The 12942-nt window shown below is 57.7% G+C and carries 12 protein-coding genes; 6 read left to right on the top strand and 6 right to left on the bottom strand.

What is annotated here, in order from left to right; all coding sequences use genetic code 11:
- Nucleotides 1–45: 45 nt before the first annotated feature.
- Entirely contained in the window at nt 46–1053 is a 1008-nt protein-coding gene (locus ACR0D8_RS03065) for a Bug family tripartite tricarboxylate transporter substrate binding protein (protein WP_480644537.1), read from the bottom strand.
- Between the two features lie 136 nt (nt 1054–1189).
- Between ACR0D8_RS03065 and ACR0D8_RS03060 the strand changes: the two genes are divergently transcribed.
- From ACR0D8_RS03060 to ACR0D8_RS03045, 4 genes are all read left to right on the top strand, one after another.
- Nucleotides 1190–2278, top strand: coding sequence for an isocitrate/isopropylmalate dehydrogenase family protein (locus tag ACR0D8_RS03060; RefSeq protein ID WP_480644535.1), 1089 nt, complete (start codon nt 1190–1192; stop codon nt 2276–2278).
- On the top strand, nt 2275–3306 hold the full coding sequence (locus tag ACR0D8_RS03055) for a Gfo/Idh/MocA family protein (RefSeq protein ID WP_480644533.1): 1032 nt from the start codon (nt 2275–2277) through the stop codon (nt 3304–3306). Before ACR0D8_RS03060 ends, ACR0D8_RS03055 begins: the two co-directional genes overlap by 4 nt.
- Complete coding sequence (locus ACR0D8_RS03050) at nt 3303–3980, top strand: GntR family transcriptional regulator (RefSeq protein WP_480644531.1); 678 nt, start codon at nt 3303–3305, stop codon at nt 3978–3980. The genes ACR0D8_RS03055 and ACR0D8_RS03050 overlap by 4 nt, the downstream gene beginning before the upstream one ends.
- Before the next feature lie 517 nt (nt 3981–4497).
- Nucleotides 4498–6843 carry a S8 family serine peptidase gene (locus tag ACR0D8_RS03045; protein ID WP_480644530.1) on the top strand — a complete coding sequence of 782 codons (2346 nt, stop codon included), beginning with the start codon at nt 4498–4500 and terminating at the stop codon, nt 6841–6843.
- A 69-nt stretch (nt 6844–6912) separates the two neighbouring features.
- Here the strand turns inward: ACR0D8_RS03045 and ACR0D8_RS03040 are convergent, their stop codons facing one another.
- Complete coding sequence (locus tag ACR0D8_RS03040; RefSeq protein WP_480644529.1) at nt 6913–7362, bottom strand: hypothetical protein; 450 nt, start codon at nt 7360–7362, stop codon at nt 6913–6915.
- Between the two features lie 301 nt (nt 7363–7663).
- On the opposite strand from ACR0D8_RS03040, the gene ACR0D8_RS03035 reads away from it, so the two are divergent.
- Together ACR0D8_RS03035 and ACR0D8_RS03030 are read left to right on the top strand one after the other, a co-directional pair.
- Nucleotides 7664–8029, top strand: a complete 366-nt coding sequence (locus tag ACR0D8_RS03035) for a VOC family protein (protein ID WP_480644528.1) — start codon at nt 7664–7666, stop codon at nt 8027–8029.
- Nucleotides 8030–8253: 224 nt separating this feature from the next.
- Nucleotides 8254–9006: a VOC family protein gene (locus tag ACR0D8_RS03030; protein ID WP_480644526.1), complete on the top strand. Its 753-nt coding sequence runs from the start codon at nt 8254–8256 to the stop codon at nt 9004–9006.
- A 92-nt stretch (nt 9007–9098) separates the two neighbouring features.
- On the opposite strand, the gene ACR0D8_RS03025 is transcribed toward ACR0D8_RS03030, so the two are convergent.
- The 4 genes from ACR0D8_RS03025 to ACR0D8_RS03010 all read right to left on the bottom strand — a co-directional run bounded on the left by ACR0D8_RS03025 (nt 9099) and on the right by ACR0D8_RS03010 (nt 12925).
- Nucleotides 9099–9302: a dodecin family protein gene (locus ACR0D8_RS03025; RefSeq protein ID WP_475159336.1), complete on the bottom strand. Its 204-nt coding sequence runs from the start codon at nt 9300–9302 to the stop codon at nt 9099–9101.
- A gap of 416 nt (nt 9303–9718) precedes the next feature.
- Nucleotides 9719–10939 (bottom strand): ATP-grasp domain-containing protein, encoded by a 1221-nt coding sequence (locus tag ACR0D8_RS03020; RefSeq protein WP_480644525.1) that lies wholly within the window; start codon nt 10937–10939, stop codon nt 9719–9721.
- A gap of 14 nt (nt 10940–10953) precedes the next feature.
- The gene (locus tag ACR0D8_RS03015) at nt 10954–11685 is read right to left on the bottom strand and encodes an esterase family protein (protein WP_480644523.1); all 732 of its coding nucleotides are present in this window, start codon (nt 11683–11685) and stop codon (nt 10954–10956) included.
- Complete coding sequence (locus ACR0D8_RS03010; RefSeq protein WP_480644522.1) at nt 11666–12925, bottom strand: ATP-grasp domain-containing protein; 1260 nt, start codon at nt 12923–12925, stop codon at nt 11666–11668. Before ACR0D8_RS03010 ends, ACR0D8_RS03015 begins: the two co-directional genes overlap by 20 nt.
- Nucleotides 12926–12942 lie beyond the last annotated feature (17 nt).

Below are 12942 nucleotides of genomic sequence, written 5' to 3'. Positions count from 1 at the left end.
CAACAGACAGGGCGCGGCCTGCGCGCCCTGCCCTAACGCGTTAACTCAGGGCTTTTCGATGCCCAGCGAGGCGGGATCAACCGTTGCGGCACCAAGGTCCTGAAGCGTATAGGCAAAGGTCGCCTCAAGGTTGGCAAACAGTTCCTGTGCCTCTGCGCCATGCTGGCCGCCGACATCATAGTTGTTCGCTGCGGCCCATTCGGCAACGGTGTCTGACGCGATCGCCTGTTCAAACGCCTCGCCAAGCGCCGACTTCACATCATCCCCGGCCGAATTGTGAACGGCGAACCCGATTGCCTGTTTGAGTGGCAGGTACTGATCAAGCCCATCATAGATCCCAAAGGCGGACGGCACTGTTGCGCCCGCAATCTGCGCGTCTTCCGGCGTCAGCATCGCAAGCGGCTTCAACTGACCGCCCTCGATCAACGGTGCCTGCTCTGCCAACGAGGTCACAACCAATGCAACTTCACCCGCGATGGCCGCTTCCTGCCCCGGAGCAGAGCCTTTGTACGGCACAAATTTGAACTCGGCACCGGACCCTTTTTCGACGGCCAGCAGGTTCAGGTGATGGATAGACCCGGCCCCGGATGCAGCCGCCGGAATCGTACCGGGCGCGGCCTTGGCAGCATCGACCAATTCTTCCAGAGTGTTATACGGGCTGCCAGCGGGAACCGAGATCAGATCGGGCGAGCCACCAACAATGAACGGATACCAGAAATCGAATTTCTTGTCCCATCCGCCCTGAACGGCTGCGGTGACGTTCGATTCTGACAGACCAACAAGGGTGTAACCGTCGTCGGGCTGGTTCATCACGTAGACCATTCCGTTTGATCCCGCGACGCCGCCTGTCTGGTTGATCACGTTGATCGAAACCGGCAGGTGCTTTTCCATCTCGGCCATGATCATGCGGTTGATCGTGTCCGTGCCGCCACCGGCCCCCCAGACCACCGCTGTTGTAATGTCGCGATAAGGGTAATCCTGTGCAATTGCGCCCCCTGCCATACCTGTCGCCATCACGGCTGCGGCCGCCAGCCGCCCAAGCATCAGTTTCATTTCCAAGTCCTCCCAAAACATCTATGCGTTTATTGTTGCATTTATTTGCGTATACATTACAGAATGCATTGTCAACGGACTGTGGTGAAAACCGCGATCGCGCTATGAATGCGAAACAGGAAGGATACGGGTTCAGATGAGCACTAATTACGAAGTTGCGGTGTTCCACGGCGATGGGATCGGGCCGGAAATCATGGCACCGACCCTTGAGATTCTGCGCTCGCTTTCAGACAGGAACCCCGCCTACAGCCTTGAATTCGTCAACGCACCGGCAGGTGCGGCCCACTACACGGCCACGGGCGAGTCTTTTCCCGCAAGGTCGCTTGAAATAGCCCGCAACGCAGACGCAATCCTGCTGTCTGCCATGGGATTACCGGACGTGCGTTATCCGGACGGAACCGAGATTTCGCCGCAAATCGACCTGCGGAAACAACTGGACCTCTTTGCCGGAGTGCGCCCCGTCAAAGTTAGCTGTGGACAGCGAACACCCCTGGCTTTGCCGGATGGAAAAGAGATCGACTTCGTCCTGATCCGCGAAAGCACCGAAGGATTGTTCTTTACGCAAGGTGCCGGTGACGTCTCGGATGACGAGGCGCGAGAGACCTTGCTGATCACCCGGGACGTGTCCGAAAAGCTGTTCCGCTTTGCGTTTCAACTGGCGAAGAACCGCAAGACGTCCGGTCGTGGACGCGGACGGGTCACATGTGTCGACAAAGCCAATGTCTTTCGCGCCTTCGCGTTCTTCCGCTCGATGTTCGATGCCGAGGCCGCGCGCCATCCCGACCTGACGGCAGACCACGCATATGTAGACGCCACTGCGCTTTGGATGGTGCAAAAGCCGTGGGAATTCGACGTTCTGGTGACCGAAAACATGTTTGGTGACATATTATCCGACCTCGGCGCCGGCCTCATGGGCGGCCTCGGGCTGGCTCCGTCAGCGGATATCGGACTGAACCACGCAGTGTTTCAGCCGTGCCACGGTTCTGCTCCGGACATAGCCGGGCAAGGTGTTGCGAACCCTTTTGCGATGATCCTCTCTGCCGCGATGATGCTGGAATGGCTGGGTTTGGCAAATGACAATCCGGCATTGTCCAGTGACGGTGCGCGCCTTCAGGATGCAGTGGAACAAGTAACGGCGAACGGCCACAACCTGACCCGCGATTTGGGCGGCACAGCCGGAACGCAGGACGCGGCCGCATCCGTCATGGAAGCGCTGCGGGGATGAGTAACGTGCAGGATATCAGGGTCGCCTGTATGGGCGCCGGTTACTTCAGCCAGTTCCACTACGAAAGCTGGGCACGGATGCCCGGCGCAGTCCCCGTGGCGTCCTGCAACCGGGACATCGCGAAGGCCCAAGCCACTGGGCTACCCGCCTACCACGACCTGTCGGAAATGTTGGCGGCTGAGAAGCCCGATCTTCTGGACATCATCCTGCCGCCGGTCGCTCAGGCCGATGCGATCCGTACGGCTCTGGCCCGAGGCCTCAAGTGGATGATCTGCCAGAAGCCATTTTGCCGGTCTCTGGCTGAGGCGAAACAGGTCGCATCGGACGCTGAGGCCGCCGGTGCCACCATTGTCGTCCACGAAAACTTTCGGTTTCAACCCTGGTACCGCGCGATAAAAAAAGCGATGCAGCAGGGCCGGATTGGCGCACCCTTGCAGGCCACATTTCGGCTGCGGCCCGGCGACGGGCAAGGGCCACGGGCCTATCTGGATCGGCAGCCATATTTTCAGAAGATGCCCCGTTTTCTGGTCCACGAAACCGCCGTTCACTGGATCGATACCTTTCGGTTTCTGTTCGGCGCGCCGAACCAGGTCTATGCTGACCTGCGTCAGATAAACCCGGTGATCGTGGGCGAAGATGCCGGCTACATCCTGTTTGACCACCCCGATGGTTTGAAAGCCCTGTTCGACGGGAACCGGTGCCTCGACCACGGCGCCGAAAACCTGCGTCAGACCATGGGCGAAGCGCTCATTGAAGGGGCTGCAGGGTCACTTGCGCTGAACGGTGACGGTTCGGTAGACCTTCGTGCGTTCGGAAAACAGGAGCGGCAACAGATCTTGCCGCCAAGCACCCATGTCGGCTTTGGCGGCGACTGTGTGCATGCCTTGCAAAGTCACGTCATTTCGGGCCTTGTAAATGGCACACCTCTGGAAAATACCGCGCGGGATTATCTGGATGTGCTGCGCATTGAAGAGGCCATCTACCGCTCGGACGCGGAGGGAAGAAAAGTAACATTGGAGACGCCGTGAAGGATCAGGACAGCAAAACTCTTTCCAACACGCAGCGCGCGGTTCGGGACCTGCGCAAGATGATCCTGTCCGGTGAGCTGGCCGCCGGAACCGATCATCTGGAATCCGAGCTGGCCGAAACGTTGGGCATGTCTCGCACCCCGATCCGCGAAGCCGCTTTGATGTTGGAAAGCAAAGGGTTGCTGGAAATGCGACCCCGCAAGGGCGTACGCATCCTGCCCGTCTCACCGGAAGATATGCGCGAGATCTATGACATCCTGACAGAACTCGAAAGCCTCGCCGCGCAACGCGCCGCTGAGAGTGGCTATTCCGAGGGAGACCTGGCCGTGCTCGCCGGATCAATCGCCCAGATGGATCGGGCCATCGAAACCGAAGACCTTGAAGCATGGGCAGAGGCGGACGAGTTGTTCCATCAGGAACTGGTGCGTTTGGGCGGCAACAAACGCATCGAGGCGATTGTAGCCATGATGAGCGATCAGGTCCGCCGCGCCCGGGCTACTACCCTGTTTATCAGGCCGCTACCAGTGAAATCGAACGAGGATCACCGCGCGGTCTTTCAGGCGATCTTCGAAGGCCAACCGGACGCCGCGCGCGACCGCCACCGGGAACACCGGTTGCAGGCCAAAACCATGCTTTGCGAGTTACTGGAAAAGCATCGGTTGAACAGCCTTTAGGATATTCGCCACCCCGGTGTTTTGCCACTCGATCATGACATGCGCTTTGACCGTATTTTTGAGCGGGACATACTGCGGCAGCAGTTTTTCGTAACTTAAACAACCGAATCTGGATGCGGGTAAGATGTGCTCCAAGTTCGCGTCCAGATCCGAAAAACAACCGCATTGAGGTAACGAAATCGTCGCTGTGAACCATAAGCCTCTGGGCGGAAACAACATCGGGCCATGCCGATTTTGCAGAAATTGCGACGCCCGGCTGTCTTGAAAAATCGGGCAACTCATGGTAGTATTCGCCTCATAAAATCCCGAAGTAATTTTTATTAAGGTACGGAAAATCGGACCGGAAATCGGGTGCGTCTGCGCCCGCTTTTTTTGGTAGCTTTTAATTTTATCAAGTATTTATCTTGCGCTGGTGAGATTACAGACGCGTAGCGTTCATTGACGGGCTGTAATTGCTTCGGAACAAATAATCGTTTCAGTCCCGCCCCTCGCCAGCATTTATTCTTCGGAGTATATTATGGCGAAAAATTCCAAACCCAAATCCCGACCCGTAAGCGACAATGACACAATAAGCTTTGAGGTCATTCCCAAATCAGCCAACAAACCATCGCTTCTTGATGCGAAGAAGATTACGGCGACAAATGTCCGTCAGTATTTCGCGGACCGCGCCGCCATCGACGAGGCCTGTCGCCGCCTTCAAAACGCCGACCTCGACGTCACGCGGGTCGGCAATACATCTATCACGGTTCAGGCGCGCCCGGACCGTGTCGCAAGTGTGTTCGATGTCAAACTGGCCGCCCGGGACGTCAACGTTTTTGACAGGTTTGACGGGCTTGATGTGACAACCCCGTCCTTCTTCGTCGCCGGCAAAGCAGAAGAGAAAATTCTGCGCGCTGGCGGAGATTTGAGTGACGTCGTCGAAGCGGCGGTGCTGCCGACGCCGCATGAGTTCATGCAATCCCCCCTGCCCCCCAGCGTCGGCTATCATCATCTGGATGTCCCGGCGGATGTGAACCTGTTCCTCAATACGGACAAGGCCCACAATCTGGGCTTCAGCGGCAAAGGTGTCCGTGTGGCCATGGTGGATACCGGGTTCTTCCGCCACCCGTTTTACATAGCGCGCGGATATCAGGTGGATCAGGCGGTTCTGTCGCCTGACAGCCTGGGAACGAACCCGTTGGATGATCTGAACGGGCACGGCACATCAGAACTTGCGAACGCCTGTGCCGGGGCTCCGAATGCGCGGTTCATGCCGGTGAAAACCAATCTGGGAAACGCGACGGCCGCCTTTGCGACCGCCGTGGATTTGCATCCGAATATCATTACGAACAGTTGGGGGCGCAGCCTGCCTACGCCGCCTTTCAACGGCCTGCCTGCCGACGAACTGCCGCTTGCGGCCGCAATCGCCGAGGCGGTGTCGCGCGGCATCATCGTCTGCTTCTCGGCGGGCAACGGGCATATCGGCTGGCCCGCGATGCACGAGGACGTCATCGCCGTCGGCGGCGTTTTCGCGCATCCCGATGGCACGCTTGAAGCGTCGGATTACGCCAGCAGCTTCACGACGCCGATTTTCCCGGGCCGGCAAGTGCCGGACGTGTGCGGACTGGTCGGAATGCAGCCCCGAGGCATCTACATCATGTTGCCGCTGCAACCCGGAAGTTCCATCGACCAGGGTCTTGCAGGCGGAGCGTTCCCGAATGGCGACGAGACCGGCAACAACGATGGCTGGGCCTGTATCAGCGGCACGTCGGCCTCATGTCCGCAGGCCGCGGGTATTGCGGCAATGATGCTGGAATGCTGCCCTGACCTGAAACCAAGCGAGGTTAAAAGCATTCTTGCCAGTACAGGGCGGGACGTAACACAGGGCGCGACCAACCCAGCTGCCAATCAACCGCCTGGCCCGCATAACGCAACGGTAGGCCCGGACCTGGCCACCGGCGGCGGCTTGATCGATGCGACGGCAGCTATGGTCGCAACCATGGCGCGCTGCGATGACAAGTGCGGCTGCAAGGACAAGGAAGACAAAGAAGAGGAAGTGCTGGAACGCCTTGACTACAAGGTCAAGTTCGTCTGCGGCTGCGCCAAGCAAGGTGTGGTCGCCACCGGTCGGTACTTCACGGCCATTAACATCATGAACCCCGGTAACGAGGCTATTCGGTTCCGCAAACGTGTCTCGGTTGCTTTGCCGAACGAAAAGCCCGGCCATGTCAGCAAGACATCCGTTCTGCGCCTTGGGCCGAACGAAGCGCTGGAAATCGACTGCGCGGATGTGATGGAGGCGGTCGGCCTTCCCGAATGCTGCTTCCTGAAGGGTTTCGTGACGCTGCAATCCCGCGCGCCGCTGGACGTGGTTGCCGTTTACACCGCTGCCGGTGCGGACGAGCAGGTGGAAACGCTGCATATCGACACGATCGAGCCGACCCGGATAACGCGCAAGAAGAAGAAACCGCCGGAGCGGCCGCCTGAGACGCCTCCGGGTGAAGATCCGGGCAAAAAGCTGCCCGATCTGGTTCCGGTGCCGCCGTTTCCGCCCGGGCCGCCCTTCTTCCCGTCCAACTTCTGCGAAACGCCGCAGCAACTGGCCATCATTGTCCGAAACCTCGGGCCGGGTGCAGCCGCGGCGACGACAACGCGCGTCGAGTTCTCGAACGTTGGCGGGGCCGTGGACGTGCCAACGCCGCCGCTCGCACCTGCTGGCCAGCCGGGATCGGAAACGCAAATCTCGGTTCCGATACCGGGACGTTGTTACAATCCCGAAAGCTGCGAATTCCGGATCACGGTCAACGCGGTGCCTGCGGATGGTGTGGTGGAACTGGACAGTTCCAACAATTCGGCAAACAGCAACTGTGTCGTTCTACTTTGAGCCCGACATGTGAATTGGAAAGCCCTTCGGGGCTTTCCTCAGCGACGCTATCGCCCTAGGCGGCTGGCATCAGGGGAAAGTTTCGTGCCGCGTCGGAAATTCGATACGATCTATGTATGGGACGAGGTCCGGTGGGATAACGGCTGCGGGCCCGACGTTGACAACCTGCCCATCCTGGGTGACCTCCAGATGAACGCCAAACACCTCTTCAAACCTGTCCTGATTAGCGTTGAGTGTCAGCGCCAGCGGCCCGCCGGTGTAGACTTCGAACCCCAGCGCCCGCAGTTCTTCACCGGCTCGGGAAGTGGACGCATCCTGTTCAGCGGACAAAACGGCGAGTGCGGACACGACTTCCATATCAATACCCTCCTGATCGGTGACGGTTGAAAAAGACCTGAACTGCCACGGTGAACTTGAGAGATCATAGGTTTCAAGCGCTACGAATTCCGGATCAGTTTCGATCAGGATATCACGCGGGACAATCAGGTTCACGACCATGAACAGGGCGACGCAGTGCATTTGCTTGCCTAGATCAGCCTCTGAAACAGATTTGGTTGCAATGGGTGGCTTGTCAAGAATGCCCGCAACTACTGGGCCCGTTTCTTCCGATGTTCTGGTGTGAACATCGCACCGAAACGGGTTCTCCGATACGGCGCTGTCTCGTGGCCTATTTCGATGCAACGTTCGTGCCGAATGACCTCTACCCAGCTGCTCTCGACCCGGCTGGCAACCCGATTCAGTGACCTAAATGTAGACAGATCCAGACCTATCAGTTCCAATGGGTTTTGTGATCTGGCGATAAATTCTGCGAGGACTCAAAATGGAAAAAGTGCTTGGCTTTGGCGGTTTCTTTTTCAGGGCAGAGGACCCGTCTGCTCTGGCTGAATGGTATTTCAAACATCTCGGGATAAACCCGGTTCCCGGCGACTACGAAACTCCTTGTTGGAGGCAGGAAGCCGGCGAGACAGTCTTCGCACCATTCGAGAAAATTACCGAGTATTTCGGGAACAGTGAGAAAACGTTCATGTTGAATTTCCGTGTCCGTGACCTCGACAAGATCGTCGCGCAGCTGGAGGCCGCGAACATCGAAGTACGGCCAGACCCGGACTCTCCCTATCCCAATGGCAGGTTCGCATGGCTGAATGACCCTGAAGGCAATCCTATCGAACTTTGGGAGCCAGCATAACACGCTGATTTATAAGTTTTCTGCAAAAGAGGGGCTGTTTGGCGCCTCTTCAACCACTTCGTCCGTATGCTGATCAGTGGACTGTTCGCGGCTCTTTCCATCCGTGTTCAATGGCTGTTTAGGCCCCAAAACGATGTTTCAAGATGTTCCGACCGTATTGACTCAAATCAACGAAGAAAACGGCCGCTAACCGATATCTTGCCTTCATCCTTAGAGGCAATGCGATGAATTCAAGCAAGACAGGCAGGATCGTGTGGCATGACTTGTTCACAGCCGATGCAAGTTCGTCCCGACGCTTCTACGAACGGATCGCGGCCTGGAGTTTTGTGGTTGAACACGCGACGGACTTTGCATGGGGTGGAGGCGAGAGAGACTACATTCTTGGCATTTTAGCTGATGAGGCAGGTGCCGGTTTCGTGGAACTCAGTGAAGCGCAATTAAGCGGCTGGGTTCCGTATGTCGAAGTCGCAGATGTAGATAGGGTCGCGGATAGGTGTTCGAAGCTTCACGGGACGGTTGTGAAGCCTCCGTTTGAGGTTCCCGGCGTCGGCCGCAACTGCCTATTGCGCGATCCGAACAAGGCCCTTTTCGGCATATGCCATTCCAGACATGCCTTTCCGGCACCAACAAAACAATTCGGACCGGAAGTGTATCTAACGGGAAACCACGGGTTTCCGGCCGCATTCTATTTTGAATTATTCGAATGGAATTGCCGGACCGAGGACCACCGTGAAGATGGAAGCCACACCATCATGCGAGCGGATCGCAAAATCGGTTGGCATCTTTCAGAAACAGTGGACCTTCAAAGACCGTTGTGGGTTCCCTCCATTCGCGTTGGAAACTTGCCCGCTGCGCTGGATTGTGTGCGAAATTTGGAGGGCGACGTTGTTATTCCCGGCATTCGTGAACCTGAAGACCAAGAAATGGCGCTGATCCGCGACCCAAACGGAACTTACGCCTACCTCTTTTGCGGGTAAGGCAACAAGGCCGGTCGATTCGGTTGGGTTACTGAGAACCATGGTCCGGAATTGGGCATTGCACTGTCAGATATTCCAACGCCGGATGTGGTTCAGTCCTCAAGAACAAAGGTCACTTTGAGGATCACGCGGTATTCAGATATCTTTCCGTCGCTAACAGTAACCTTGTGGTCCTGAACCCAGGCACCAGTAACATTCTTTAACGTCTTTGCGGCCCGCTCGACCCCTGTTTCGACAGCATCATCAAATGACTTCGAAGACGACGATATGATCTCGGTTACGCGTGCAACTGACATAGTTTTCCTCCCATTGAGTTCGCCCAAGAAAGGGCAGTTGGTCTTTGTGCGATCACTGCGATCCCGGTGCAATTCGGTGCTAAAGGTCTGTGACAGCTGGCAATTGGCAAAGGGACCAACAAACAAGTTTATTGCCTGCCACCCCATCCGCGGTCGGCATCGCTCAACACTCTAACTTTGGTCTGCGTCATCACAGAGGCGTTGAGAGATTTCTATCACCTCTCGCCGACAGCACGAACCAACGGAAGGATACCACAACGGTTGAAAACCTGCCAAAACGAATAGCAAGGTCGGTACGGGTGGAAGCGCCAGCCATGAAATCTGGCCATACGGCAACAAGCGATCGGCTTCAAAAGCTACCCGCGCCGACATCATTTACTTGAGAATACCGTATTCCCGCAGTCCGACATTTGTGCTCAGTCCGCGTGAACGCCAATCTTTTCACCGATTTCGTCAAGAATGCCCCGCAAGATGTCGTAATCCGGGTGTCTGACCCGCATCCAGGCATTCGCCATGTAGCCCGCCTCGACGCCTTGTGTTGGCGTGCCCGGTTCAGGGAAATGCTGACCGACGACCAGTGACCCGTATTTGCCGAAAATCTCCTCTGTCCCGCTATATCCCGAAATATGCCCGTCCCGGTCAGGTCGCAGCGCGATGATGCCACAGGAATAGCGTCGGGATGGGGGGCGGTCGGTTTTGTGATGACAGACCGCCAGCGCCCATTCGCGATAGATGTCGAACTCATTGCCGTGACAATAGCTGTCCCATTGCCCAACGCCCGGCGGACGGCAACCGATCTCGGAAAATTTCAGCCCCTTGGGGCCAAAAAACCATTCCATATGCGTGGGTGCGGTGGTGATGCCGAGCGCTGCGTTTACCTTGCGCCCCATCTCGCGCAGTTCGGCATAGGCAGGTTCGTCCATCCGGTTGGTCGCCACGATCTGGGGTGAGATCCAGCGTGTGCGCATCGCGTCCAGCACGTTGGGATAATAGTGGCTGATGAAATCAATATGAATGTCACCGTTGACGGTCAGAGTGTCATAAAACCCTTCATGTCCGACGACAAATTCCTCGATGGCAACGTCCGCCCCATCAAGAAGACCGCATTGGCGCGCGGCCTGGTGCAATTCTTCAAGATTGCCGACCCGATAGGTTCCGGCGGCACCGGCGGCGTCGCGCGGCTTCAGGATGATTGGAAACCCATGCTGCCGCGCGAAGTCATGCGCCTCATCCAGACTGGTCACCCCACCCGAGGCTGCCGTGGGCACCCCTGCCTTTCGTAACACGTCTTTCATCGCCACCTTGTCGCGGCACAGAAAGGTGGTGCGGGCTGAAACTCCGGGGATATGGCACCGCTCACGCACATGGGCCGTGGGCAGTTGATGCGCTTCGATGGTTGCCTCCAACCGATCGATCCAGACCCGGGATTGCGCGTCGCGCACCGCCCATTCCAGCGCGCCTTCGTTGGTGACAGACTCGATCTGCTGGTAGTGGGTGAGCCAGTGTTTCACCTCGTCATCCAGCCAGTCCAAGGGACGTTCCCCGACGCCGTAGACATTGGCACCTATGGAATGCAGGGCCCGTACGAATTCCCGCTGATTGGCGGGGAAGGACGGTTCAACGAAGATGATATTCATGCCAAGCCTCTTTCTCAGGGAACCAAATCGTCCAGATATTGCGGCAGCATCCGGCGCCATGTTGGCCAGTCATGGTCATATTCCGCGCCCCAGGGATCGACGCGGTTCGGCACGCCCTTGGCACCCAGAACATCCGCCATCCGCCAGCTTTCGCCCGGGCTTTCCCATCTTCCCTGTCCAAAGGGCAGTACCACAAATCGGCGGCGCAAGATGTCCAGCGCGGGGCCATCGAGGTTCGGCAGGAAACTGAGCGGTGAGGCGAAATAGTAATCCTCGTTGCCCTGAAACTTCATGAGCCCCTCAAGATCGTAAGTGCCGCTCATACCCAGCGCCGCCCTGAACAGGTGCGGATACCGGCAGGTCACGGCCACGGCGTTGAACGCTCCGATTGAGGCACCGGCGGCAACCACTTCGATATCGGGTACCTGGCAATCGGAACGGATCGCCGGCACAACTTCGGCTGCTACATATTCATGAAACTGGTTCAGCATCCAGCAGCGGTGTTCGACCGAACCCGCACCCGAAGCCAGCGCAGCACCGGCGACGCTATCGCAGGAATAGATCTTGATACGGCCGGCCGCGATCAACGGTTCCAGCACTTTGATCACATGCATTCGTTCGATTTCCTCGGCATCGCCGCCCGCCGTGGGAAACAGCAGAATGGGCTGGCCGAAATGTCCCCAGCGCACCAGGCTGATGTCGCAGTGCAGGCGGTCCGATCGCCACCTAGAAACCGTCTTTGTCACCGTGCTGACCTTCCTGTTCGCGCCACAGCTGAATACGGTTCCAGAATTCCTCGGTGAATTCGTCGATCTCGTGGTCCGGGAACAGCGCCGTCACCTTTTGCCGGATCGCGTCGCGCAGGGTGTCAGAGCCGAAGAAGTCATAGGCCAGCTCGTCCAGATGCTTGAGCTGGTTCTTGCAGAAGCGGCGGAATTTCTCGGTGGTGAAGCGCTTGTTGGCGATGGCGGCATATTCGGTCAGCTTTTCCGCGGGGCTGCGGTCGCTGTCGGCGATCTTGAGGAACGGCGCCCAATCCATGTTCTTGTGCATCGCCCGGTCGGTCGCGGCGCAATAAAGCGACCAGCGCAGGTTGGCCTTGATCAACCAGGGCCAGTGGTAATGCACGGCCGTCACCTGGCTGTCCGGGCAGGCATTGGCAAAGTCGATCGGATGCCATGTAGTGCCCTGGCGCAACGCCTCGCACGAGTTGAAATCCCAGCCGAAGAACGCGTTGATCGTCAGCGTGATGTCCTTGAGCGTCTGCTGGTCCTCGGCGCTGAGGAAATCGATGTCCATCCGGTAGCGGTCATGCAGCGGGGCACCGGGATCGTAGTTCACGTGGCGCACCTGCGGGCCGAGACCGATGTTGCGCACGAAGAAATCATGCGGCAGCACTGCCTTTTGCAGGTTCATGAGCTCGGTGCCGCTGGCGTCGTAAGCACGGTGCAGATCGCCGGCATTGTCGATCTTGCTGACACCCTTCCAACCGCCGCCGTGATAGGGCTTCATGAAGAACGGGTAACCGATCTGGTCACCGATCTGATCAAGGTCGAACATACGCGCGTATTTGCGCAACGTCGGCTCCAGATCCTCAGACGGATCATAAGCCTTGGGCGGAAGCATCCAGGTCTCGGGCACCGCCAACCCCAGCCGCAGCATGGCCGCGTAAGAAGTGTGCTTTTCGTTCGACTGGATGGACCACGGGTTATTGTAGACGTAGAGATCGTCCACCACGACAGCTTTCTTGATCCACTCGCGGCTGACAGAATACCAGTGTGTCAGACGGTCGATCACCACGTCGTATTTCACCGGCTGGTGCAGGCTGAAGGGTTCTATGCTGACCCGTTCGACAGCGAAACTGTAGCTGTTCTTGCCAACCTTGATCCCGTCTTTGGTCAATGCCTCAAAAAGCGCTTCATAAGCAATGGGCCAGCAGATGTCCGCGCCAAGAGACAGGCCAATGTGTTTCGTGCCGGTTGCCATAGGTCGTCCCTCCTCCG

The sequence above is a fragment of the Ruegeria sp. BG10 genome, assembly GCF_056538575.1.
Note: the sequence above shows the minus strand (reverse complement) of the source record. Positions and strands in the feature narration are given on the sequence as shown.

What these genes read in the sequence shown, in the direction of transcription:
- ACR0D8_RS03065 (WP_480644537.1), bottom strand. Translation starts at nt 1,053, where the DNA reads ATGAAACTGATGCTTGGGCGGCTGGCGGCCGCAGCCGTGATGGCGACA.
- ACR0D8_RS03060 (WP_480644535.1), top strand. Translation starts at nt 1,190, where the DNA reads ATGAGCACTAATTACGAAGTTGCGGTGTTCCACGGCGATGGGATCGGG.
- ACR0D8_RS03055 (WP_480644533.1), top strand. Translation starts at nt 2,275, where the DNA reads ATGAGTAACGTGCAGGATATCAGGGTCGCCTGTATGGGCGCCGGTTAC.
- ACR0D8_RS03045 (WP_480644530.1), top strand. Translation starts at nt 4,498, where the DNA reads ATGGCGAAAAATTCCAAACCCAAATCCCGACCCGTAAGCGACAATGAC.
- ACR0D8_RS03040 (WP_480644529.1), bottom strand. Translation starts at nt 7,362, where the DNA reads ATGCACTGCGTCGCCCTGTTCATGGTCGTGAACCTGATTGTCCCGCGT.
- ACR0D8_RS03035 (WP_480644528.1), top strand. Translation starts at nt 7,664, where the DNA reads ATGGAAAAAGTGCTTGGCTTTGGCGGTTTCTTTTTCAGGGCAGAGGAC.
- ACR0D8_RS03030 (WP_480644526.1), top strand. Translation starts at nt 8,254, where the DNA reads ATGAATTCAAGCAAGACAGGCAGGATCGTGTGGCATGACTTGTTCACA.
- ACR0D8_RS03025 (WP_475159336.1), bottom strand. Translation starts at nt 9,302, where the DNA reads ATGTCAGTTGCACGCGTAACCGAGATCATATCGTCGTCTTCGAAGTCA.
- ACR0D8_RS03020 (WP_480644525.1), bottom strand. Translation starts at nt 10,939, where the DNA reads ATGAATATCATCTTCGTTGAACCGTCCTTCCCCGCCAATCAGCGGGAA.
- ACR0D8_RS03010 (WP_480644522.1), bottom strand. Translation starts at nt 12,925, where the DNA reads ATGGCAACCGGCACGAAACACATTGGCCTGTCTCTTGGCGCGGACATC.